Below are 22,957 nucleotides of genomic sequence, written 5' to 3' on the forward strand. Positions count from 1 at the left end.
AAGAAAAAACTACCAACCGGAAAGGAAGGTAGTTTTTTCTTTTCGACTTTATCCAATGATGCCTCACGGCGTCTTGAGTAGTTTACTCAATTAAGATATAAACCATTCAAATAAATGTTTCAGCAAATATGGAACATTTCATGTAGCAGAAGGAAGCTTAAATCGACCACTTTAGTGATCTTTCTCGTTTATTAACAAATAACTTTAGGATATTCTACACGTGAATCACCAATAATACCATTAAATGTATTTTGCGTGGAAGGAGATAAATACGTATGGAACTAAAAAAGATAGTAGGAATCACGTTTTTATCAAGTGTTATATTATTTTCCGGACCTTTATCATCAGTCAATGCATCAGTAAATACTTCTAAAATGACTGTAAAAAATTCAGTGAAAGAAGAGTTGCCGAATATAAAGATTTTGGCTACTGGGGGTACTATTGCAGGTTCTTCTGAAAGTAGCACAGATACAACTGGATACGAATCAGGAGCTCTTGATATTAAAACCATAATCAAGGCTGTTCCTCAGTTGAAAAAACTAGCAAATGTAAGTGGAGAGCAGATTGTAAATGTAGGGAGCCAAAATATAGATAACTCCACTTTATTAAAGTTAGCCAAACGAATTAATACTTTATTAGCATCTAAAGATGTAGATGGGGTTGTAGTGACACATGGATCCGATACTATGGAGGAAACGGCTTATTTTCTAAATTTAGTAGTAAAGAATGAAAAACCTGTGGTTGTGGTTGGCTCAATGAGACCAGCTACAGCTATAAGTGCGGATGGGCCACTAAACTTATATAATGCAGTGAAAATTGCTTCTACCAAAGAAGCAAAAAATACCGGAGTTTTAGTAGCGCTTAACGACCGAATTGGGGCAGCTCGTTATATAACAAAAACACATACAACGGCAGTAGATACGTTTAAATCTCCAGAACAGGGATACGTAGGAGAAATAGCCGGAGATAAGGTATTATTTTATAACAAACCAACTCGTAAGCATACAACACAATCAGTATTTGATGTTTCAAAATTTGATAAACTTCCTCAAGTAGACATCATATATGGGTATCAAAACGATTCTAGATACTTTTATGACGCAGCCGTAAAAGCTGGAACAAAAGGAATAATAGTTGCAGGAGCAGGAAATGGGTTACTATCTGATGCTGCTTTAGCAGGCGCTAGGGATGCAGTAAAAAAAGGCGTAGTGATTACTAGATCTAGCCGCGTAGGAAGTGGGGTTGTGACACATGAGAAATCAGATGATAAAGATCAGTTTGTTACGTCCGATTCGTTAAATCCACAAAAAGCCCGTATTCTCTTAATGCTTGCTTTAACGAAAACAAAAGACCCTAAAAAAACCCAAAAATATTTTAATGAATATTAATAAAATCAAGAAAATATCATTCATCATCTGTTCTGACTAGGTTTATAAGAACAATTATCGACGAGAGCTTATAAACCTATATTCAAGCTCCCTCCTTTGTATGGAAAGGCATAAACCCATGTTAATAGCTATTAACATGGGTTTTAAAAACAAAAGAAATCATCAGTGGACTTCTTATTCTATTTTATAGTCTTTGTACTGCGTATAGTAACAATTCCTCGATGTTTCTTTTCCCTAGTTCTTTCGCTTTTTGCTGTAATTCTTCCTTTAAATCGCTTGTTACTTTTACTCGTACGACTTCCAGGTCGCTATCAATATAAATGCCACGGCTACGCTTGTTAATTTTCCCTGATACAAGAACCGACTCTAATAACTCTACGAGTTCCTGCGAGGATTCTGTCAGCAATACCGGTTTGGTTTCAATGATAAATTGCTCTTTCTCTTCTTGTGGCGTGATTCGCATATTGGTCGGACTGAGATACTGATAAAATAAATCCATGAGTTTATAAAGGTGCGATTTTGCATAAGCTGTTTGCTTAAAGGCAAACGTGGCATAACCTTCTTTGGTAATCATCTTTTTCGATTCAATCGTATAAGCTGATTCAAATCCTTGATCGATTAGTTCCTCCAACGTTAACTCTTCGTGCTTTTCTGTAATCGCCATAATCGGATCTTCTACCGAGATAATACGGGCGAACTCTTCTTTTTCGTCCTGCTTGTTCACAAAAAGCTGAAATAACGCAATGTTTTTCTCCGCATGATAAAAATGACGCTTACTCGGTTTGCGTCCGACTTCATGCGTGCGCTTAAACTGCTCTAAATCTTCTTCATAAACAAAATAACAATTCATTCCCCGGTATTCTGCTTGGAACGCAGGTAATAGTTCTTGTTTAATGTATTTATTGACCGTTGTGACCGATATATCGAGTTGCTGCGCCACTTCTTTTGTTGTAAGTCCTGGCTTTTTTAATTCTTCTTGTAAACGAACCACATCTTCTAGATCAAATTCATAACGTCCTTCGATATGCCAGTCATCTTTATTAATCGGATGCAGTTTTCTTTGTTGAATATATGTATAAATGGTTTTCTTCGATGAAATAGCTAACATATCCATGACATCTTCGATTGTAATGATTTTACTAGGATTCTCAATCACAAGAAACACTCCTTCTATATTTCTATTAATCAATAATTTATTATACCATATTATCTTATGGTCAATAATTAAATGTTTTTATATCATGTGTGTAAATAGTATAACTAACTTATAAAAAATAATGTTTTATGTTTTATCTTTTACTCTAACTGACGATAAATAAGCAATTTTTCTACAATATAAATAATAGTTAACACTAGTTTTAAGAAAGTATGTTAACTATTACATACTTTCTTAAAAGAATATCATTAAATTCAGTTAGTTATTACGTAGTACTTTACCGTTATAAAAATTATAATTTTCTCCTTCTCAAATTGTAAAAATTTGAGTATTGAAAAATACATTATAAAAAGTTAGTGTAAAATTTATCAATATTTAACATGGGAACTAATTAGGTGATGATGGGGATGGGAAATAAACATGTAACACAGGAAGTTCTATTAGAAGAAATAGAGCGTATTAGGGAAATTATGATATATACTGCTTTAAAGGAAGGACTTGTAAGTGATAACACAGTAAAGGTTAGTCAAGTATTGGATAAGAAGTTAAATGAATTAGAAGAAATTTATTAAAAAAAGCCCTTATTTATGAAATAAGGGCTTTTTTGCATGTGGTTTCCGATACCTGAACTTTATTAACTAGTAAGCTTTTTTCTCAAATTGTTCTTTCACATAGATACAATTTCGTTTATGTTCACGAGAAAAGAAATGATCATGTTTATAATGTACTGTGGCTTCACACGAAGGAAAGACAAAAAAAACCATCTTGTTTTATCTTGATTGACCTCATGCGCATAAAACTCCCCTGTAGCTTTAAACATGACCACATGTTTAGCTTTTTCGGTTTTTGCTCGCATAGCCCTATCCTCCTTCACCATATTTTTCATCTATTTCTATGATAAGGGCTATATGGAAAGAAGGAAGACAAAGAAAAAACAGCATCCCGTCACACGGAATGCTGCTTAATCATTAATTATTTTTCAACTTGTAACCCTTAAATTTATAACCATAAATTTCTGTCAATTGGTTGTGAATTAGAAAAAACGAGTTCATAAGGCGAAGATCAAGGTGAATCGCGTGTTTTAGACAACAAAACCACATAGAAAAACGCAGAGGTTTTAGCATCCTCTGCGTTTTTTATACTCTAATGACCTGTTCTTTCTATTTCTATAACGCTGTGTTGAAACTTTATTATTCCTTTCCACTAGACTCTAAAATATTTAAACCCTCAGATGCTTCTGGTTCTTCAAAAAAACCCGTAACATGAATAAACATGGCTTCAGTGTCAAAAGCCGCCCTTTCTGGCTGCTCCTTACGCCTTTGTGCGATTTGACGCAAGCATTGCTCGTTATTTAGATTAAGGAAAATTAATTGATGGTTTGCGTTTACCTCTGACGCCATATCCAAAAACCACTTCCGCAGTTTTTGAGTGTTAGCTGGAAAATCCATTACTACATCTGTACCGACACTTAATATGTTTTGGACATGCTTTTTCAAAAATGGCTTGAGTAGCTCTGAGAATTTTAGATAGTCCTCAAATGATGCGACTTGATTTGGATAAAGAGATGAAATCCATTCATCCTCCGACAGCAGTACAGCATGTTTATCTAACGCCAGTTGTTTTGATTTAGTTGATTTTCCTGCACCCATTTTTCCACAGAAAAAGTATAGCGTCCCCGATGGTTTCATATTTTTAACCCCCTACTTATTTTAGTAGTTTTTGCTCGGACTTATAAAACTATCATTTTATTTTTTACATTTTTTCATTAATGTGGCACTTATTTAATGTTAACACTAAAGCAACAATCTTTACGTAAGCGGCCATTTATAAAAAGGTATGCTTTTGGGACAATCACAATCATATAAAAGATAAGCACCTTTTACATCATTATCTACGGATCCCCTACTGCTGCAGTAAGGTTTTTTTATTTTTTGAGTGAACAGGCAAGCCGATGCCACAAATGAGAAATTAGTGGGAGTGATGAAAGCAGAAGAAATTGATATAGCAGCCACATTCCCTTTGGTTATTTTGATTACACCAGTTCGTTATACGGTCTCTTCAGAGCACATCCGCATCTTACAAGTAACAAGTATTCATGGATTAATGGAGAAATACAAAAATTCAGCTAAACAGCAAAGAGATGAAAAACCAAGAAGTGCGTCCTCTTCGGGTGGAATTAAAATCAACTTAACGTAGCTTATTCATATATTAAATAGAATAATAGTGAAGCTTGAATAAAACCTGATCATCTATAATAAAATCTAGGGAAAAACCTTTTTGATAATACTATGTAGGTTTTTATTAGGTTAATTCTATGAAATTTGATAGATTATTCAGATGGGAAAAGGAGTGAACACAAATGAGCTTAGCCACCTATATAGGTTCGAATGTAGAATTACCTATTAATGATGAATTGGATGATGTAGTTACTATTGGAAGTTGCTTTTCAGATGAAATGCATCGATTAAACATAAAGAAACATCATTTTACTACTCCTTATGTTTATGAAGTTTCAAGTAACTGGGGAATTGAAATTACGGAGTATATGAATAAAAGCAGACTTAAAGAATCAAAAGAGAAACTGATTGCACTGTGTCAATTAATGGACGGCTATCTTAAGTCAGGAGATTTTTTTGAATTGTATAGTTGTTGGATAGGGGAAGAAGCTGAAGAGCGAGAAGGAGAACTAACTTTAAGCATCCATTATTTTGATATAGATGCTATTGAAATGCCTGAAAAAACATTAGTTAGAATCGAGAAATAAATTTCCCCTATTATGCTAACAATTTTTTTCGTATTTATAATCTGAACGTAAAAAAGCTATTTCAATCGTATTGGCATCGGAGTGAAATAGCTTTTCTACTTTACATTCAAGAGTGTGTTAGATCATTATGGATATCTTCACATGTGAATTATATCACAAACTTTTCTGCGTGTGAAGATGAAAAGCATAATTTGTATGACAAATATCACAAAATAAAAAAACAACCTCGTTTGCCAATGGCGAGATTGCTATTTATAAGGGTTCATTCATACGTATTCGAGTACGAACGATAGCAGCATTATAACATCTGCTTTATTTTAAACCCCACCATTTTATAAAACTCATCGTTTAAATGTTCTTCTTCAATCCAAACTTCACTCATATAAAACCTCCTTCACTTAATCATTTTGTGTATTCATTCTAAAAGAGTTGTACCATCTTATATAGAAAAATAGCTAGGGTTTGCATCTGTATGTCTAAAGCAGCCATACAAATAACAGCGAGTTTCCAATGTAGGTTCATACTTTACAGTAGGGGCTTTTCCCCAATACACTTCTTTAACTGTATTTTTAATGAAAGCAATATCTTCTTTTGTTACTTCTTCGCACTCTACTTTAAACTCTTCTTCTTCATCTGTATCTTGAATAACTTCTTTCATTTCTTTTTCTTTCCTTTGGATAGTCTTAGAAGCAAGTTCTTCAATTTCTTTTGTTTTTGAAAGCTTCCATAACGAATAAAAATAAGTCGGAAAGAATTCTTCTGAATAAAATTCCCAATCTAACTTGGAGTAGATTTTAACAACCTCTTCATAATCCTCCAGAATATAATATATCTCTGCTATATCAGCTTCTAATGCCTCTTCCTCTTTTTCACTCAGCAGCAGTAATTCTTTTGCAGCTTCTTTTGCTTCTGATTTCTTTCCCAAATGCGCTAGACAAATTCCATAGCTAAGGAACGGAAACAAACTATAGTTGTTAGAAGATCGCAGTAAGTGCGCTTTACGAAAACATTCCGCTGCTTCAGGTAACCTTCCTTTTTTGTAGTAACATAACCCAAGATTATTTAGATTTTCTAGTGACGGGGTTAAAGTGATGGCTTCTTCTAATATGCCTATCGCTTCTTCATACTTTTCTTTTTTAATATACATTTCACCCATTACGTTATAGGGAAAATAATGCCTTGGTTTGTTTTTCAATAAATCTTCTACTATATCAAATGCTTCTTTATCCGCTATTTCCCATGTATAAGACATTTCTTCCTCTTCTGCATCTTCTTCAAAACTTCCTGATCCTATGTCTTCTATAATTGGTTTGCCTTCTGCAAAATAAAAATAGCCTAAATTATAAAGGGTTTGAACAGAAGGTTTTATTTCAGCAGCAGCTTGTAGCTGAAAAAAAGCATCCTCATACTGATTTATTTCCATAAAAACGATAGCTAGCTCATTTCTTAGCTGTACGTTGTTTGGGTCTTTTTTGACTTGCTTCTGCATTTGAAGCGCAATTTTTTCAAAATCTATTTCATCATACTTGCTCATAGTCATACTCCTTTTAAATAGCAAACTTAATTTTATATCTAGGATTAGTAAAGCCCTTCACGTACTAAAACTTAAAAGCCACCTCGGATTGTCAGGGAAGGTAGCTTTTAAGAGGCATTTAATATAGATTTGTTTCATTATGAATTATAGTATATTTTTCCGACAAAAACTATATTTTCCTGTAAGGACACACCCGTAAAACCTAAGATTTTTATACATTTTGTTAGTTAATCCTACCAATTAAAATTTAAATCTATCAGCGATGTATAGAAAGCTACATATTCTAGAAAAACGACTCTACTCTAAACCCTTTTTCCGTAAGAGCTCGTTTTTTAGGTGTGTTCCGAAAACGTTAATTGTGGTAACTAGCATATAAAACCTTTAATTGTTAAATGCTACAAAGGAAAAAGATTATATTAAAAGGGTAATTGGTTTACCTGGTGATCATATAGAATATCGCAATGACACGCTATATATAAACGGGAAAAAATATGAAGAGCCCTATCTAGACCAATACAAAAAAGAAATGGTAACAGGTCCCTTAACTGAGGATTTTAAACTTGAGGATTATACAGGCAGCAAAACAGTTCCAGAGGGTCAATTATTTGTCATGGGAGATAATAGAATGTATAGCTTAGATAGCAGATCACCTAAAGTAGGAACAATCTCCACAGACAAAATCGTAGGAAAAGCTAAAGTAGCTTATTGGCCTATAAAAGAATTTCAATGGATTAAGTAAAGTCTTTAGAAGCTCCCTTACCAGAGGGAGCTTTTTCTATTAAAAACAAACTAAAAATTAGTGATATTTATCTTCTTTATCTTCATTATTGCTTCCCTACTATATTTAATGCTGCAGATGCTTTTGGCCACCTTACGTAAAAAGCTATATGGATTAGTAATGCGATGCTTTCTTTCAGCAGCTTGGACTCAATACGGCTATTCATTTTTACTTTTCCTTATTTGGATTCACCATTTCCTTATCAGTTATTATGAACAGCTCATGAAAAAACTTCCCCTTGCAAGGTCGGAGAAGTTTTTTTCTTTTATAGATAAGGGTTTGAAGAAAGTAAACTCACTATTTAATCCATAGTGAGTTTATTTTTATTTGTTTTCTTTATTAATCAAGCCTCTTAAAAAGGGACACTTAGGCAATTCGCTATCGTCATCTCTTAAAAAATATTGTTTCTACTCATGATTATCTATATTTCCATAGCTGTTTAAAACAGAGTGGGTAGCGATATGATCATATTTCTTCAGTCTTTTCCTTACTTGTTCCTTAATTTTTTTAGCATATCTTTCGTTCTCATTAAATTCTTGAAGAACCCAACGCGGAGTAATAGCCATCATCATATAAGGGAAGTATCTACTCTTTCTATTCTTATGCTTGGGAGTAGCACAGTACATAAAATATTGTTCTCCGTGAAAACAATACTCCCATTCATGTTCTGAGGGATTATGAGGAATATGGTTGGGCCAATCTTTTTTATCTAATTTATTTAGATTACTAAGTTGCTTCCAAAACAATAATTCAAAATCTTCGACAGTACGATTAGTAATGAGATTCTGAGGAGTTTCAAAGAATATAATTAATGTCGTTTATTTTCCATACTGTTTACAATTTATAGTGAATTCTTTTAATAAATCAGCTAATTCAATAGATGTTTGACTGCTTTCAAGGTGACCTACAAACCCATATCTTAGATGTCCAAGTGAAAAAGATTGAGTAGCCGGAATACAAGGAAAGAGATGTTCTCTATCTTTTATTTTTGCACTAAAAGCTTTTAGTTCATTGTTCTGCCAAGGCAAAAGATCTGTTTGACTTACTTTTTCAATATCTTTAAATAATCTCATTATACAATAGCCTTCTTGATGCCTTATTAGACTATTGCATAAAAGTTGTATAGGTGAATGTCCTATTAACAATTGGGCGTTCGACCTTAGATGTATGCTAATAACACGTTTTATGCTACTTGATAGATAAATAAATGGTGTCCTTAACCATCTATTTAATTCTTTGAGGAACAAATTGAAAAGACTTTTGAATCAATATTCATTGTGGTTATCGATGCTTGGAATTTTTATAAGGGTGGGACACTATTTTACATCAATATATAGCTCAAATATTCTTTATGTAAGAGTTGTTATTTATCTTGCAGGTTTTTCTTGTGGAGGAATTCTTTTGGAAAACATAAAAAAGGAGAGAAAAACATCAAATATGTTTATCTACTATGCTGAGAAACGCTCTCTGAGGGAATGAATTATCCGTCCTTTGAATAGGTTATTTGTAAAATACTAATATAGCCGAAAGGAAGTAACAGCTATGCATATCGAAATGAATATCTTGTTCACTTTAGGTTCTTTACTGGGGTTATTAGCAGGAGGAGGACTTCTTAAATTAGTAAGTCATCTGGCTCGGGGGAAAATTCAATTTATGTATGCTGTATGCGGAGGAATCTTATTAGGCTTATTGTTCTTTGATATCCTTCCGTCTACTTGGCACCTATATGATTTAAGAGGGGTTTTATTAGGAATTGTAGCCGGATATATTATCATGCTATGCATTGACCTCTTTTTGCATAAGCAGAACACAGAAATTTCACCTTTACAAGCACTTATCTTATTAACGGTTGCTATCTTTTTTCATAATGTCATCACAGGTATTACCTTTGGAATAACAGATATGCACCAGTCAGCTTCCGTATTCGCAGCTACTCTTTTACATCAAGTTCCAGAAGGAATGGCAATTATGACTGTTCTCTCTATAGCAAAAGTACCTAACATCTTCTTTTTACTGATTATTGCTCTCTTATCCCTGTCCTTAGGCGGCAGTTTACTAATCGGTGAAACTGTACAAGCTTCCTCGCTTAAAGTACAAGCTTTATCCACTGGCGCAGCAATTGGTACACTGTCTTTTGTGATCTTTCATGAAATAATAGGCAAGACCGTCACTCACTTTAGAAATCTGCATGTGTGGCTATTAATTTTACTAGGCGTGTTAATCATTTATGTTTATCAATATTCCCTCTCACTGTTACACGGACATTAGAATGATTAAGTTTAATGGTATTAAAAGGAAACTGTGAATGTATAAAAATTAATCTGTCCATTTATAAAATCAGAACACTTTCTTTCATAATTATTGATAATTTTCAAATCACAGAATATAATAATAACAAGAGTTTACCCAAGGAAACTTTTTAGCGTTCGGTAAATAAGCGCTTCATCATTTAAACATGATTCCCTCATTACGAATAAAAAGAGTGAGAGGTAGCCTGGAACTACCTCTCACTCTTTTTAACATTATTTTACTTGTAGCTCGGCAATCATATCTTCTAAACGCTCTTTCTGTGCTTGAAGTTCTTCCATAGAAGGTTGATAAGATGAAATAGCTTGTTGCCCGCCATATCCCTGTTTAGGCTGGACAAGACGTTGTAGCTGTCCACCATTCTGTTCATATAAACGGTAGCCTACTGCGCCTACTACTGTTCCTGATACGAATCCCATTAGAAAATCGCGATTAATCATTCTAAAACTCCCCCATAATCCTAAGTTTTTTATATCAATTCATACAAAAGGTATGAATGAATATCTTACGTAATTGTAGATAACTTTTGTGATTGCACTTTCTGCTTCTCGTGTAACAATTCCAAAACATTTACAATCCATGTAATCATTGCTACATATAGCATATTTGATGGCCCCAGAGATAACATCGTAACAATGCCAGTTAAAATGTCGGGATGCCTCATTTTATTGCTCGTACCATGGGATAAGACCGTATAGCCTGTTGCAACTACTGCTCCATATACGAGTGCATCTGGTTTATAAAAAGATGATTTTCGAATACCTGCTAGTAGGAGTAGTCCCCCAGAAAACAATGTACGTAGCCAATCATTTCGTGTGGCAGGATCCATTTGAATCATAATATCATCTAGTGGATCTAAACGCGTTTGCTGAAAAAAGATAGATACATAACGAAAAATGGTATTGCGAGAAAGTTGTGAAACATCATAGTGAATAAGCATGGTTTGAATGGTGGGTTCTATTCTCACACTCGTTATACCTTTTAAAGCAGAAAACATATGCTCAATTTCCACATGGTTTTTCTTATCTCTCAATGCTGGGATATGAAATCGAATACGACCTGGTATATCATGCAGAACGTAGAATTTGGGATTCATTGGTTTCCCTCCCTAACCATAAGATTCTTGCACTATTTATTACTACACCAATAGTGGCCGCATTATGAATAGCCGCTCCCACAATTGGAGAGAAGATACCTAAAGCACCGAATAAAATTGCCATACCATTAATAGCAAATGTAGCAATAAAATTTTGTTTAATGATGTTCATGGTTTTTCTAGATAATCCAACTAACTCAGAGAGCATCTCTGGATTATCAGACGTGATGATAACATCGCTGGCTTCTGAAGCAATGTCTGTTCGTTTAGCCCCCATGGTTACACCTACATGAGCATGAGCTAAAGCTGGAGCATCGTTAATGCCGTCACCTACCATCATGACAGCCCCTGTTGTCCTATACCTTTTTACATAAAAGGCTTTATCCTCTGGCAAAGCTTCTGCATGGTACCAGTTCAGTTTTAAGCGACGCGCCATCTCTCTTGCGACCGTTCTCTTGTCTCCAGTAAGCATAATGATATCGTTAATACCTTGATGCCGAAGATTGTTCACTGCGCGATGCATCCCAGAACGTATTTTGTCAAAAATGCTAACTACCCCTACAAGTGTTTGATCATAGGCTACATAAATTGCATTTTCGTCGTTTTGAATTTGTTGAAGTAAGCTATTCGTCTTAATCTTTAATTCATTCATAAAACGTAAACTTCCAACAACAACTCTTTTACCATTTAGCCAAGTGGAAATTCCTTTTCCTACCGTTGTTTCTACCTGAGCATTATTGTCTCTAATCGGAATTAAAATGTTCCAGTCCTTCGCTTGCTTCATAATTGCATCAGCAATAGGATGGGTAGAGTTTTTCTCAGCTGCTGCAGCTAAACGAATGACATCTTCTTGATTAAAGCCTTCAGCAGCAATCACCTGCTGAACCACAGGTGTTCCTTCTGTAATGGTTCCAGTCTTATCAAGAATGACTGTATTTAGTTTAGACATCTTTTCAATATGATCACTGCCTTTAACAATAGCCCCTTCTTTTGCAGCGCGTCCAATTGATGCGTATAAAGCTGTTGCCGTTGATAATTTAATTCCGCAAATAAAATCAATAACTAACATATTCATCGCTCTATTAAGATTTCGAGTGAAGAAAAAAGTAAGTAGTGCCAATCCAAAAGAAACAGGTACCATTTTTTCAGCTACTGTATCGGCTATATTCTGAATAGGAGCGCGTTTATCTTGCGCTTCCTCTAACAGTTTTATAATTTTAGAAAGAGACGTATCCTCTCCTACTTTCTCCACAGTCACTGTAAGGTGTCCACTCTGCAAGACACTTCCAGCATACACGTTATCTCCGCCGCTTACCTCGCGTGGCATATACTCCCCGGTAATTGAAGCTTCATCCGCTGTACCGTTCCCGTCTATTATGATTCCATCCACAGGAATTTTTTCTCCAGTAAACACAACAACCTGATCACCAACTTGAATATCCTCGACTAAAACCTTCTCCTCAACGCCCTTTTCCTTTACTCTCCAAGCATATGAGATATCTAATTTTAAAACGGAGTGAATATAATGTTTGGTTTGTTCGGACGTATAGTCTGTTAATAGCTCACTAATAGCAGACATCAAAGTAATAATTAAAGCCGATCCTGGATTCTTCATATACAACGAAGCGAATATAGAAGCAGCTGTTAATGTATTAGCGTTCCCTTTTCGTTCTTTTACGACATGCACAATCCCGTCTTTGATTACATCATAGGAAGTACTAATAGCAGTAAAGGTGCTAATCCAATAAGAAAGTGCCTTTAATATTGCAGAATACGAAGAACGTTGCAGATACCAGTTAACTAAAAATACGGTTCCACAAGCTATGATTGGTATAGCTTTTTTCCATGAATATGCTGCTTGCTTAAGTGTATGTTTATATTTATAGATGAACGATTTTAAGTTATATAAAGAAAGAGTAATATGATGATAAATAAGTAGACTTCCCGTTACTTGATTATAGCTTGCAGAATATACTCCTGGAAAAGAACGCAACCAAGTTTCAATACGGCTTATTTCTAGCTGTTTAGGTATATAAAATCGGGTTCTTCCAGGGAGAGAATGAGCTACCTTTACCCCGAACATCATCACCTATTCTTTTCCCCCTTATCCTTAATGATGGTGTACGACCAGTAAAGTAAGCTTGCAGAAAAAGCAGGCGAACTTCCAAACGTCTGAATTCCTTTTCCTAGTAAAAACAAAACAAATAAACTATCAAAGTCAGCAAAACCATTGGTTTGCTTTTTAATTCCTTTATCTATAAATCCAAGTGTATTGGTCATGCCATTCATCAATGCAGCATCTTTGTTTAAAATGGCGTTAGATGCTATTTGTACGATATAACTCATCAGTTCATCCAGCTCTTCTTGGTTAATATGAGGTACAACAAATTGAAGCACTAAACTTCCAGTTAGTTCTGAAGCTTTTGATGTTAGAATAAGAGGGTGTTTTTTTACTTCTTCCGTTAGAGCCTTTGCAATGATACGGTGCTTCCAACTGTCACATTGTATACGCAGTCGCCCCGGCATCGCATGCAGTACTTTTATTTTTTGATCACGGAATTGAGACATAATTTTAGGAGCAATAAAAGAGGCACCTAAACCAATTACAGTAGGAAGCATGCTCATTCCTCCCTTTCCTTAAGCTCTATATTCTTCTTGATATATTTGCTCAATAAGTTGAAACCACTCTTCAATCTCTTTGTTATTTGTCATATGAGAAGCCTTATATGTAATAAGTAAACTTCCTGTATCTGGTGTAAATACTGCATCATACACAAGGACTTGAGACTTCAAATTTAAAATAATTAATTCAACTAGTTTTTTATTTTCTTTCCAAACAGCTGATCGAAGTCTAATTCTTCCTGGAATGAAATGTACAAGATCAATTTGTAATTTATGTAATTTTCTTTCTGCATGTTTCATTAGTATCTTTTCTTTAATACTCATCAATGTCTAACGACCACCAATCATTTTTCTTCATTTTACCAACTTACGTATTTTATAACAATATAAGTATTAAAATACTGTAAATTTTATTACGTGCAAGTAAGCAATAAAACATATGTTTATAGTTATTTTATAGGTAATATAACCATCATTATATTAACTCTTTTTAATTAGCGGCATAATTTGTCCAAACTCTAGCATATAGTTCTAGTAATTGGAGGTGGAATGATAGATTATGACAACTCTCTCACAATTAAGTAAAGACCTAATAGGTATGTTATTACTACTGCTTTTTGGTTATTGTTTTTTCTTTGTAGATATAAATACGAAAGATTTAGCTATTCCAGTATCTCTATTAAATGTAAACTCCATTTTTTTAAGCATTGTACTTGAAGCTATCCCTTTTATCCTGCTTGGAGTATTTGCATCTGCTCTTATTCAAGTATTTGTCTCAGAAGAACTTATTCAGCGTCTGATTCCAAAAAATCCATATATAGCTCTTTTACCAGCCGTTCTAGTAAGTGCTCTTTTACCCGTTTGTGAATGTGCCATCATTCCAGTTATAAGGCGGTTATTAAAAAAAGGAATGCCTCTTCATATTGGTGTTGTTATTCTAGTCGGGGCACCCATTTTAAATCCAGTTGTATTTGCTGCTACTTTTTATGCATTCCAATCAAATACGTCCATCGTCTACAGCCGTATGGGGCTAGCTGTTGTTGCTTGTCTATTAATTGGTCTATCCGTTTATTTCTTCTTTAAAAACTCCAATCAGTTACGAGATGTATACCTTCACGAACATGAGGAAACAAAAGCAGGAAATAAGTTAAAACAAACGTTGTATCATGCCAGTGATGAATTTTTCGATATGGGCAAATACTTATTATTTGGTGCACTTGTAGCAAGCCTATTTCAAACCTTTTTAGATAGACAACTATTAACGAACCTTGCAAGTAACGAATTTATGTCTTCTGCCGCTATGATGGGATTTGCTTATGTACTGTCACTTTGTTCAGAGGCAGATGCTTTTGTTGCTTCATCTTTGTCTCATACATTTTCACCTACAGCTCTTCTTGCCTTTCTACTGTATGGACCTATGATGGATTTTAAAAACACCATTATGCTATTGTCTTTTTTTAAAAAACGTTTTGCATGTAGCCTGATTCTTATCATTACTGTGATTGTGTACCTTATTGTCATGACTTACGGAATAGTTAGCAGATAGGAGAAGTGGTATGAAAAAAATTGATCAGCAATTTGTCATTTATATAAGGGGCATATTACTAATTGGTTTTTCCCTCCTTATGTTTAAACTCATGTTAACAGGTAAAATCATTCAATTTATTGCGCCTAAAATGATGCCTTTTATATTGTTTTCTTCTGGCACCTTTTTTTTGCTGGGCATTATACAAATTTGGCGAAGTAGTGTAAATAAAGATTTATCATGTGAATGCGGTCATGACCATATGGAAAAAGGAAAAATCCGAACAACTTTTATTTACTCTCTATTTCTATTGCCTATTATGACTGGCTTTTTATTTTCTAATCATACACTTGATAGTTCGGTTGCAGTAAAAAGAGGGTTAAGTTTTTCAGTTATTAAACCTGATACTCAACAACAAGCCGGAGGTGATGGTAAAATTGACACAACTAATTCAACATTAGAAAAGGATACGAATGATTTATTAACTGGAAATTCAGAGGAAACACCAAAGGACGTTCCAACAAAACATCAAAACAGTATTACTCCTAAAGTAGCACCTAAAGGCTTTTATGAACTGCTTCAAAAGAAGATACTCAACCAATCGGTAATTTCTATAAATGACAATGATTATGTTCCAGTCATGAATATTATTGAAAACAACACAGATCAATTTGTTGGAAAAACAATCGAAGTCAGTGGCTTTGTCTATCATGAAAAAGGATTTAAAGATAATCAATTTGTTGTTGCTCGTTTTGGAATATCTTGTTGTGCAGCAGATGCATCTGTATACGGCTTATTATCTACAATAGAAAATGCGTCAGCATTAAAAAAAGATACTTGGGTTCATATAAAAGGAATCCTACAAAAAACTACGTACAACGGAGAAGATGTCCCCTATATTCAGGTTCAACAGATTAAGTCCATTCATCAGCCTGATAATCCGTACGTATATGAACTTTATCAAGGTGAACAGCTCATAGGTCCTAGTGAGTAGAAAGACTATAAAGAGTGATTAAATGATGTCCAAGAAACTGTTTGATTCACTGATGAATAATAAACACAGGCGTTATAGTAGCCATGATTATAAAAGAGGAAAATCAAACCCTTTTAAGAGTTATAGCAGTAGTGGTAACTATAGGAAGAAACGTGACTACCACGGAAGTTATGGATATCATCATTATAAGAGAAAAAGAAAGAGTGGCAGTTTTTTCAGCAGTTAAAATTGTAAATACCTTCTATAAAAATTATAATACGAAATTTAATAAAGCTCATCTAACAATAATCTAAGATGGGTCTGCAATTCTGTAAGATGAACTTTACTTTTTGTATAAATTCCCTATAAAATCCATTATGGCAACTAATTTTGTATATCATATTTATCCTAAAAAAAGAAAAACTTAGTGTTTTCTTATGTTAAACATCTTAGTAACATTGTTTAAATGCTTTTCTGATTCTTCTAACCGTTTTTGAGTATTTACTAAAGATTTTTGAATAGATAAAACCGATGGAACTTCAATATTTTTGGCTTCTGTACATACTAGATGACCTATACCATCTTGCCATTGGATCGTACATTTGAAATTCATAAATAGCTTGTTACTTGTTTGCAACATGAGATGTTGAGTTACAGGACGAGAATTAGTGTTCTGTGACAGCATTACTATTGCTTTATTTCGGTCTTCTTTATAGATGATATTCCATATATTAGAGGCAGGCTGAACATATGAATGAGTTATATTCGAAAAATTTAGAATCGTACCATCTTGCTTAATTTGAAAATAAGGAACGGGCATCCATTTCGCTATACTACTAATATCCATATCCATGTTCTAGCTCCTTTTAAGTTAATGAATTTTTTTACTTACGACAATAGGTCTCTAGAGCAGTAACCATGGTAAATTAAGATGTATATAGCATACATCTTAAAAGTTAAAAAACTATCCTACCTAAAGATGTCCCGATAATCCATTTTATTAAAACTGCATATACAGTCTAAAAAAGTGAAAAATCACTGTTTTCGTCAGTGATTTTTCTAGTTACCAGTCTACTATTTATTATTCGTACTATAATTATCAAGAAAAGAAACAAACTTTAAAAAATGTTTCTTTGAAATTCAACCCAGCTTAGTACTATACCCCTATTATAAGAATCCAAACATATTTTTATAAAATATGTTTGGATTCTTATAATTTGTTTTCTGTTAACTAAAGATATATATATCATATACACCTCACAAACAGAAAAAATTAACGACCCATCAGAGGACTGACCCCAAATCAGATAGTTTTTTCTTTTTTAATACATAAGTTGTCAATAGCTTGAACAAACTAAACAAGACGCTGTGATAGAGTCAATTACGACTACAATTCAACGAACGGGAGAAGTCCATCTCTTTTGACTGGGAAGAGATGGTCTTTTTCTATTTTTAAACTGTATATAATGTATAAATTCAGTTAGTGTACTCACAATTATTAAAAATAAGACAACAAATATACTTAACATGAATAAAGCACGAAAACTTGATCAAACTATTGACTAAATGGAGAGATGTTCATTCTCAATTTCTCATTGTGTACTATAAGCAACCTATGAACAGAGCTTCCCTTAGGCAGACAGGGGAAGTTTTTCTCTTTATATCATATTTTAATCATCACGATTAATGTTACTAGAAATCTTCTTAACAAAAATAAAATGTTTCTATAGTGAATATAGTCTTCCCGTAATAACTAATGAAAATTTCATTGATTTTAAACGCTTGAGAACCAATAGGAAATTGTGTTGAATGAACTGTCAGATAGAAAAAGATTATAACTTCGTAAATTGCATTATCCTTAACGAAAAAGTATTCATTAGCTGATTTTGGAGTGAAAAAAGTAATATGTTGAAACGTGAAGCTAAACTTAACAAAGATTCTAGGAAGTAGCCTCTCTAACCTCTGGGTCACCAAAGGTTACACACACTGCCTTGTTTTCACACGTGATTTTTATTTTTGTTATTGCTTCGCTACCATATTCAGTGCTGCAGCTGCTTTTGGCCAGCCCACGTAAAAAGCCATATGGGTTATCAATGCAATCATTTCTTTTTCAGTCACTCCATTCTTTTTTGCCAATTGCAGATGGAAAGGTATTTGTTCAGTGTTGCCAATACTGATTAAAGCAGAAAGTGTACTCAAGCTTCTTTCTTTTGAAGTCAAGGTCGGGTCTCTCCACACTTCCCCAAATAAGATATTTTCTCCATATTTCACGAAGTCAGGAGCAATATCTCTCATGTCGTTCAGTAGCTTTGACTCAATACGGTCATTCATTTTTGTTGTCCCTCCTTTTGCGTCACCATTTGTGCTATTCCTTGCCCAAATGACCAGTTTTCAAGGGGTGTCTCGTTTAATGTAATAAAAATATTGTCTGTAGAAATATCTAAGTCAGTGTGAAGTTCCTCTGCAATGGATCGATATAGCTTCTTTTTCTGCTGAATCGTCCTTCCCTGCCCACATGTAATGGAAATATAAATCATTTGATTTGTTCTTTTTTCTCCGTTTTCTAAGAGGTACTGTGAGTCATAGAAAAAATGCTGAGATGGATACGGTAAAAATAGTTGGAAATAATCGTCTTTTGGGATGTGAAAATGTTGGATTAAAGACTGATGAATACAATTGCTTACTTTTTTTAGTTCCTTATCGTTTAATTGATGTTCTAGATAATAAACGTTAACAAATGGCATCTATCATCTTCCTTTCTATATTCAGTGTACTTCCATACTCTTCATTTGTATAATTGAAAATAAGTCAAATAATTATCGAAAAAACCGATAGAGATGGGGTTAGAAAGTGGAAATTAAAGAATTAACGACGTTTAAAACAATTGTTGCCGAAGGAACGTTTTCACTTGCAGCAAAAAAACTAAACTATGCCCAGTCTACCGTCACCACTCATATTAAAAAGTTAGAAAAAGACCTTGGGTTTCTTTTATTTGAACGAGGCTGGGAAGCAAAATTAACAAAGGAAGGTACGTTATTTGTAGAAGAGGTAGATAGCTTGTTGAAGCACTGGGAGTATTCAATATCTCAAGCGCAGCGTATAAGCAAAGAGGAAAAAGGCACGGTCAAAATAGGCTTGTCAGAATCGATTGCTCAAAAGCTCATGCCTTCTATATTAAGCTATTTAAATGATGAAAAACCGTACATACACTGCGATTTCACCATTGGAAACACCGCCCTTTTATCGGAACTATTACATCAAGATAAAATTGACTTTGCTGTTTGCGGACAGAATAAAAACCTTTCCGGCGTGACTTTTACTCCGCTTGGCAAAGAAAAAATCGAATTTATTGTGAATACGCCTAACCATCCTTTATTACGACAAGAAACAGTGGAAATAGCAGATGTTATTCACTATCCCATTTTAATAGGAGAAAATAGCTGTTATTACTATCAATCCGTCAACCATTTTTTAGCAGAGAATAATTTAGCATTTAAAACAGTTTACAACTGTAGTGCCTTGCACCTTATTCCAGAAATGGTGTTTGGACATACAGTAGGAATTATCCCTAGAGGAACTAGTTTAAAACCAAGTAATATCTCGTTTAAAGTAAAAGGGTTTGATCCTCAAATGCCCATAGGATTATTGATTTCTTCTGAGAAAAGAAGCTATTTGAGTCAGACAAAAAAACAGATTATAGAGGTAATTAAATCTTCGTTATCGTAGACGGAAACTTATTTAACGTCATGAATTTATTCACAAAAAAATCCTTTGCTTCCAGGGCAAAGGATTTTCAAATTTATAGGAATATTTAAGTCTGTACTTGTCTTTTCATAAATCAACATACTATGAGTATACCTATCTGTTCCGGATTTTTAAATTAAATTACGTCTCCAGACTTTGCATTCTTAATAATATTAAATTTACTTGTACTAGAGTATGCACCTTGGTTTTTATTACTTTACTTGAATTTACTGAAACCATACTATATAGACTAAAGATAAAAAGCTGCATGCTCTGAAAAAGTGTTTATGTAAACTAGCTTTGTATATGGTACACACCGTTATATTTTAATCTTGAGATAAATAAATCCAATTCATTTCATCAAATTCTTCAATAATATAATTCGAACCTACATGTTGTAAAATTTTATTAAAAAATTTTATATTAACTTCATGATCATACAAATCTTCTTGAATATATTCCGTAATAATAAAATTTGTTAAATTTGTATTATTAACAAAATCTGAAAAGAACGATCTTAGAAAAAGTGAATCTTCTTCATTTAATTTTTCATCATTGATTAATGAAATCCTAAACACATTTAAAATCGCGTTAATATCTTCTTCCTCCATATAACATAATGGATCTAGTTTTTTATCTTCTTCTGTAAATGGATTTCTAGTGTCTTCAATGACTGCATAAGAAAAGATTTTTCCGTTTTTTGATACTCGAAAAATTTCCAAATCCCGCAATTTTATAATTCTATTAAACGATATCATAAGTTCCTCCTGCCCAAATAAGAATTCAGGATATTTTAATAAATTAGATACTGTTAAACCTAACGAGTATAGTATTCAGTTTACAGTAAAATCATCTTGTGTGCTGTTAATTGGAGGGCAAGGCTTATCGGCCGCCCACCGAAAACGAAGTCTTGTACGGAAATCAACCGCGGTGTAACAAGCGATTCGCTCATGCATTCCATTCGTTCGTCTATAGGTGTATTGATTTATTTCTCATTCTCTTTTCATTTTAATACATATAAAGCGTAATCCTCTTCATTAGAAAATCCAAGTTTATTGGCTAATGCTTTCGACGCTTTATTGTTATTATCGCAATCCCAAGCAGGCATAACGTTCTTTTCTAAACATTTATTTATAAACGCTTGGCCCACTATCTTTCCCAATCCTTGTCCTCTATAGTTAGGATTAGTAACAATATCGATTTCAGCTATTGCTCCACTATGAAAAATAGACACACATTCAGCGATAATATTTTCTTTGTGGATAAGACAAACTCCTAATCCGTTTTTCAGAAAATTACTCTCTGATCCCCAGTACTCCACTGTATATAATTCATTGAAATTCTCACTTTTCCTTAAAGAATCAGCGTTAAAGTCTTTTAACTCATAGAGATTAGACAGGCTGTACTTAGAATGAACTTTTGAAGGAAGAAACCTATACTTAGAACGCGTCATTTTCTTTACATACGTCTTGAAAGTTTCGTCAAAAAAAGTTTCCCAGTCAGTCGATGGAGTAAAAACCGTAAACCGTTTCTCCTTACCATACACGTTCTCAACAAAATAACGATAGAGAAAGTTATTAAATACCACGTCATTTCCTTGTCCAAATACATAATAGTCACCTGCACGTATTCTAAGAAATCCTGATGAAGGCCTCATAATATCATTTACGTACACAGCTCCTTCAATAACATGATTAACGACAGAAAAAGCAAATGTAGGAGTCTTAAATGACGCTTTTAACATGCGATTTATCTTGTAATAATCTTTTGGTTCTAAACAATACATTTTATTTCCCCCCCTTAATAAATATCACTGTCTTCATTATATAAGTGCATGCACAAATTTAGTTATTATAATGTGCCTTATCGGTACAAAAACAGCCCGATGAATAATTAAAATACATCTTAACTACCAGGTTGTTCTTCAGAATTTATTTTATCGAGTTCATATAAAAACAAAGTGAAATATATTCCAATATACAGAATTAAAATAAAGGTTAATTAATATTTTTCAAGAGAGCTAAATCAATAAAATTTCATATATAAGTTTGTTATAATAAGGATTGTTAAAAGCAAGGAGGAGTATAAGTGCACATAAGAAAACATGAAAGACAGTCATTTTATGCCGGATGTCAATTCGTAGATATAGAAGATCAAGCAAATGAACACGCCTTGCCTCTGCTTATTATGTATCCTACATATAAAGAAGAACAAGTTGAAAAGATGGGACCTTACACGATAAGCGCTGCTCAAGATGCTCCACTTTCAAATGGATCATTTCCTTTAGTCATTATTTCTCATGGAGATGGAAGCACACCTCTTGCTTATCGAACAATTGCTCAGTTTTTAGCACGTAATGGGTTTATTGTAGGGATACCTCAACATCCGTTTAATAATCGAGAGAATAATACGCTATCTGGAACAATAGATAATCTAAAAAATCGGCCTACCCATATACGTACTGTAATAGATTGGTTTTTTAAAAAAAGTTCTTTTTCTCCATCCATTAAATCAAATACCATTTCTCTTATTGGCCATTCAATGGGAGGATATACGGCTCTTGCTGTAGCAGGTGGGGTCCCCACTTCTTTTCCTTCTGAATCTCCTGATCAAAAGCCTTATTGTTTATCTGTTGATCATGATAAACGTGTTCAATCACTTATTCTTTTAGCCCCAGCCGCTGGATGGTTCAGGGAAAAAGGAGCCCTTGAAGATGTGGATCTACCTATTTTAATGATTACAGGCGAAAAGGATACGATTACTCCTTCTTTTCATGGAGAATTTGTGTTAAATGGAGTTCTTGATGCGGAACAAGTTCAGCATATAGTTGTAAAAAATGGAGGACATTTTTCATTTCTCAGCCCATTCCCCGACTTTATGAGATCTCCTACCTTCCTTCCCTCTCAGGATCCGGAAGGTTTTAATCGTAAGGAATTTCATGAGGACCTGCAAAACACTATATTGAACTTTTTATTACATTCTTGTTAACTATTTTTATTCTATATATTCTTGAGACTTTTAAAGATGCTAGAGGCATTGTTAAATCCCCTATAAATAAAAAAGAATCCAT

General features: G+C 33.8%; 23 protein-coding genes and 2 pseudogenes. 11 read left to right on the plus strand and 14 right to left on the minus strand.

All coding sequences use genetic code 11. From position 1 onward, the window contains the following. Positions 1–275 precede the first annotated feature (275 nt). Positions 276–1,388, plus strand: a complete 1,113-nt coding sequence (locus LIS78_RS18575; RefSeq protein WP_209150436.1) for a type II asparaginase — start codon at positions 276–278, stop codon at positions 1,386–1,388. Positions 1,389–1,572: 184 nt separating this feature from the next. Here the strand turns inward: LIS78_RS18575 and LIS78_RS18580 are convergent, their stop codons facing one another. Next, positions 1,573–2,544, minus strand: a complete 972-nt coding sequence (locus tag LIS78_RS18580; protein ID WP_252284160.1) for a helix-turn-helix domain-containing protein — start codon at positions 2,542–2,544, stop codon at positions 1,573–1,575. A gap of 407 nt (positions 2,545–2,951) precedes the next feature. On the opposite strand from LIS78_RS18580, the gene LIS78_RS18585 reads away from it, so the two are divergent. Beyond that, positions 2,952–3,116, plus strand: a complete 165-nt coding sequence (locus tag LIS78_RS18585) for an aspartyl-phosphate phosphatase Spo0E family protein (RefSeq protein ID WP_245210618.1) — start codon at positions 2,952–2,954, stop codon at positions 3,114–3,116. A gap of 618 nt (positions 3,117–3,734) precedes the next feature. Here the strand turns inward: LIS78_RS18585 and LIS78_RS18590 are convergent. Beyond that, on the minus strand, positions 3,735–4,232 hold the full coding sequence (locus LIS78_RS18590) for a P-loop nucleotide/nucleoside kinase family protein (RefSeq protein ID WP_195782337.1): 498 nt from the start codon (positions 4,230–4,232) through the stop codon (positions 3,735–3,737). Between the two features lie 247 nt (positions 4,233–4,479). On the opposite strand from LIS78_RS18590, the gene LIS78_RS18595 reads away from it, so the two are divergent. Both LIS78_RS18595 and LIS78_RS18600 read left to right on the plus strand, forming a co-directional pair. Next, positions 4,480–4,740: a hypothetical protein gene (locus LIS78_RS18595; protein ID WP_229754555.1), complete on the plus strand. Its 261-nt coding sequence runs from the start codon at positions 4,480–4,482 to the stop codon at positions 4,738–4,740. A gap of 163 nt (positions 4,741–4,903) precedes the next feature. Continuing rightward, on the plus strand, positions 4,904–5,308 hold the full coding sequence (locus LIS78_RS18600; protein WP_209150438.1) for a hypothetical protein: 405 nt from the start codon (positions 4,904–4,906) through the stop codon (positions 5,306–5,308). Positions 5,309–5,747: 439 nt separating this feature from the next. Here the strand turns inward: LIS78_RS18600 and LIS78_RS18605 are convergent, their stop codons facing one another. Then, entirely contained in the window at positions 5,748–6,842 is a 1,095-nt protein-coding gene (locus tag LIS78_RS18605) for a tetratricopeptide repeat protein (protein ID WP_252284161.1), read from the minus strand. A gap of 385 nt (positions 6,843–7,227) precedes the next feature. Here LIS78_RS18605 and lepB point away from each other — a divergent pair. Further along, a pseudogene (gene lepB / locus LIS78_RS18610) lies at positions 7,228–7,581 on the plus strand (signal peptidase I); the annotation flags it as partial. A 446-nt stretch (positions 7,582–8,027) separates the two neighbouring features. Here lepB and LIS78_RS18615 read toward each other — a convergent pair. Continuing rightward, a pseudogene (locus tag LIS78_RS18615) lies at positions 8,028–8,693 on the minus strand (YqcI/YcgG family protein). A 469-nt stretch (positions 8,694–9,162) separates the two neighbouring features. On the opposite strand from LIS78_RS18615, the gene LIS78_RS18620 reads away from it, so the two are divergent. Beyond that, a complete protein-coding gene (locus LIS78_RS18620; protein WP_209150441.1) occupies positions 9,163–9,888 on the plus strand; it encodes a ZIP family metal transporter in 726 nt (241 codons plus the stop codon). Positions 9,889–10,142: 254 nt separating this feature from the next. Here LIS78_RS18620 and LIS78_RS18625 read toward each other — a convergent pair whose 3' ends face one another. The 5 genes from LIS78_RS18625 to LIS78_RS18645 all read right to left on the minus strand — a co-directional run bounded on the left by LIS78_RS18625 (position 10,143) and on the right by LIS78_RS18645 (position 13,969). Then, on the minus strand, positions 10,143–10,367 hold the full coding sequence (locus LIS78_RS18625) for a hypothetical protein (protein ID WP_195782333.1): 225 nt from the start codon (positions 10,365–10,367) through the stop codon (positions 10,143–10,145). Positions 10,368–10,432: 65 nt separating this feature from the next. Beyond that, the gene (locus LIS78_RS18630; protein ID WP_057242558.1) at positions 10,433–11,023 is read right to left on the minus strand and encodes an HMA2 domain-containing protein; all 591 of its coding nucleotides are present in this window, start codon (positions 11,021–11,023) and stop codon (positions 10,433–10,435) included. Further along, entirely contained in the window at positions 10,995–13,109 is a 2,115-nt protein-coding gene (locus tag LIS78_RS18635) for a heavy metal translocating P-type ATPase (RefSeq protein WP_245210722.1), read from the minus strand. Before LIS78_RS18635 ends, LIS78_RS18630 begins: the two co-directional genes overlap by 29 nt. Further along, entirely contained in the window at positions 13,109–13,642 is a 534-nt protein-coding gene (locus LIS78_RS18640; protein ID WP_209150444.1) for an HMA2 domain-containing protein, read from the minus strand. Before LIS78_RS18640 ends, LIS78_RS18635 begins: the two co-directional genes overlap by 1 nt. 18 nt (positions 13,643–13,660) lie before the next feature. Further along, the gene (locus LIS78_RS18645; protein WP_229754622.1) at positions 13,661–13,969 is read right to left on the minus strand and encodes an HMA2 domain-containing protein; all 309 of its coding nucleotides are present in this window, start codon (positions 13,967–13,969) and stop codon (positions 13,661–13,663) included. 235 nt (positions 13,970–14,204) lie between these two features. Between LIS78_RS18645 and LIS78_RS18650 the strand changes: the two genes are divergently transcribed. From LIS78_RS18650 to LIS78_RS18660, 3 genes are read left to right on the plus strand one after another with little or no spacing between them, the layout of a single operon-like run. Beyond that, positions 14,205–15,191 (plus strand): permease, encoded by a 987-nt coding sequence (locus LIS78_RS18650; RefSeq protein ID WP_252284162.1) that lies wholly within the window; start codon positions 14,205–14,207, stop codon positions 15,189–15,191. A gap of 10 nt (positions 15,192–15,201) precedes the next feature. Further along, on the plus strand, positions 15,202–16,164 hold the full coding sequence (locus LIS78_RS18655; RefSeq protein WP_195782330.1) for a TIGR03943 family putative permease subunit: 963 nt from the start codon (positions 15,202–15,204) through the stop codon (positions 16,162–16,164). A 25-nt stretch (positions 16,165–16,189) separates the two neighbouring features. Then, positions 16,190–16,390, plus strand: coding sequence for a hypothetical protein (locus LIS78_RS18660; protein WP_195782329.1), 201 nt, complete (start codon positions 16,190–16,192; stop codon positions 16,388–16,390). 177 nt (positions 16,391–16,567) lie between these two features. Here LIS78_RS18660 and LIS78_RS18665 read toward each other — a convergent pair whose 3' ends face one another. The 3 genes from LIS78_RS18665 to LIS78_RS18675 all read right to left on the minus strand — a co-directional run bounded on the left by LIS78_RS18665 (position 16,568) and on the right by LIS78_RS18675 (position 18,887). Next, positions 16,568–16,996, minus strand: a complete 429-nt coding sequence (locus tag LIS78_RS18665; RefSeq protein WP_245210619.1) for a hypothetical protein — start codon at positions 16,994–16,996, stop codon at positions 16,568–16,570. A 1,166-nt stretch (positions 16,997–18,162) separates the two neighbouring features. After that, complete coding sequence (locus tag LIS78_RS18670; RefSeq protein ID WP_252284163.1) at positions 18,163–18,474, minus strand: carboxymuconolactone decarboxylase family protein; 312 nt, start codon at positions 18,472–18,474, stop codon at positions 18,163–18,165. Then, complete coding sequence (locus LIS78_RS18675; protein WP_252284164.1) at positions 18,471–18,887, minus strand: tautomerase family protein; 417 nt, start codon at positions 18,885–18,887, stop codon at positions 18,471–18,473. The genes LIS78_RS18670 and LIS78_RS18675 overlap by 4 nt, the downstream gene beginning before the upstream one ends. Positions 18,888–18,993: 106 nt before the next feature. On the opposite strand from LIS78_RS18675, the gene LIS78_RS18680 reads away from it, so the two are divergent. Beyond that, a complete protein-coding gene (locus tag LIS78_RS18680; RefSeq protein ID WP_252284165.1) occupies positions 18,994–19,869 on the plus strand; it encodes a LysR family transcriptional regulator in 876 nt (291 codons plus the stop codon). Between the two features lie 344 nt (positions 19,870–20,213). Here LIS78_RS18680 and LIS78_RS18685 read toward each other — a convergent pair whose 3' ends face one another. Together LIS78_RS18685 and LIS78_RS18690 are read right to left on the minus strand one after the other, a co-directional pair. After that, entirely contained in the window at positions 20,214–20,645 is a 432-nt protein-coding gene (locus LIS78_RS18685; protein WP_252284166.1) for a terpene synthase, read from the minus strand. A 245-nt stretch (positions 20,646–20,890) separates the two neighbouring features. Further along, a complete protein-coding gene (locus tag LIS78_RS18690; RefSeq protein ID WP_252284167.1) occupies positions 20,891–21,673 on the minus strand; it encodes a GNAT family N-acetyltransferase in 783 nt (260 codons plus the stop codon). 302 nt (positions 21,674–21,975) lie between these two features. Here LIS78_RS18690 and LIS78_RS18695 point away from each other — a divergent pair, with 302 nt between their 5' ends. Continuing rightward, positions 21,976–22,875: an alpha/beta hydrolase family protein gene (locus LIS78_RS18695; RefSeq protein ID WP_195782323.1), complete on the plus strand. Its 900-nt coding sequence runs from the start codon at positions 21,976–21,978 to the stop codon at positions 22,873–22,875. Positions 22,876–22,957: the final 82 nt, after the last annotated feature.

This window comes from Priestia megaterium, from assembly GCF_023824195.1.
In the GTDB taxonomy this organism is placed as follows: Bacteria; Bacillota; Bacilli; order Bacillales; family Bacillaceae_H; genus Priestia; species Priestia megaterium_D.

Coding starts and splice junctions, on each gene's coding strand:
- LIS78_RS18575 (WP_209150436.1), top strand. CDS start 276: ATGGAACTAAAAAAGATAGTAGGAATCACGTTTTTATCAAGTGTTATA.
- LIS78_RS18585 (WP_245210618.1), top strand. CDS start 2,952: ATGGGAAATAAACATGTAACACAGGAAGTTCTATTAGAAGAAATAGAG.
- LIS78_RS18590 (WP_195782337.1), bottom strand. CDS start 4,232: ATGAAACCATCGGGGACGCTATACTTTTTCTGTGGAAAAATGGGTGCA.
- LIS78_RS18600 (WP_209150438.1), top strand. CDS start 4,904: ATGAGCTTAGCCACCTATATAGGTTCGAATGTAGAATTACCTATTAAT.
- LIS78_RS18605 (WP_252284161.1), bottom strand. CDS start 6,842: ATGAGCAAGTATGATGAAATAGATTTTGAAAAAATTGCGCTTCAAATG.
- LIS78_RS18620 (WP_209150441.1), top strand. CDS start 9,163: ATGCATATCGAAATGAATATCTTGTTCACTTTAGGTTCTTTACTGGGG.
- LIS78_RS18625 (WP_195782333.1), bottom strand. CDS start 10,367: ATGATTAATCGCGATTTTCTAATGGGATTCGTATCAGGAACAGTAGTA.
- LIS78_RS18630 (WP_057242558.1), bottom strand. CDS start 11,023: ATGAATCCCAAATTCTACGTTCTGCATGATATACCAGGTCGTATTCGA.
- LIS78_RS18635 (WP_245210722.1), bottom strand. CDS start 13,109: ATGATGTTCGGGGTAAAGGTAGCTCATTCTCTCCCTGGAAGAACCCGA.
- LIS78_RS18640 (WP_209150444.1), bottom strand. CDS start 13,642: ATGCTTCCTACTGTAATTGGTTTAGGTGCCTCTTTTATTGCTCCTAAA.
- LIS78_RS18645 (WP_229754622.1), bottom strand. CDS start 13,969: ATGAGTATTAAAGAAAAGATACTAATGAAACATGCAGAAAGAAAATTA.
- LIS78_RS18650 (WP_252284162.1), top strand. CDS start 14,205: ATGACAACTCTCTCACAATTAAGTAAAGACCTAATAGGTATGTTATTA.
- LIS78_RS18655 (WP_195782330.1), top strand. CDS start 15,202: ATGAAAAAAATTGATCAGCAATTTGTCATTTATATAAGGGGCATATTA.
- LIS78_RS18660 (WP_195782329.1), top strand. CDS start 16,190: ATGTCCAAGAAACTGTTTGATTCACTGATGAATAATAAACACAGGCGT.
- LIS78_RS18665 (WP_245210619.1), bottom strand. CDS start 16,996: ATGGATATGGATATTAGTAGTATAGCGAAATGGATGCCCGTTCCTTAT.
- LIS78_RS18670 (WP_252284163.1), bottom strand. CDS start 18,474: ATGAATGACCGTATTGAGTCAAAGCTACTGAACGACATGAGAGATATT.
- LIS78_RS18675 (WP_252284164.1), bottom strand. CDS start 18,887: ATGCCATTTGTTAACGTTTATTATCTAGAACATCAATTAAACGATAAG.
- LIS78_RS18685 (WP_252284166.1), bottom strand. CDS start 20,645: ATGATATCGTTTAATAGAATTATAAAATTGCGGGATTTGGAAATTTTT.
- LIS78_RS18690 (WP_252284167.1), bottom strand. CDS start 21,673: ATGTATTGTTTAGAACCAAAAGATTATTACAAGATAAATCGCATGTTA.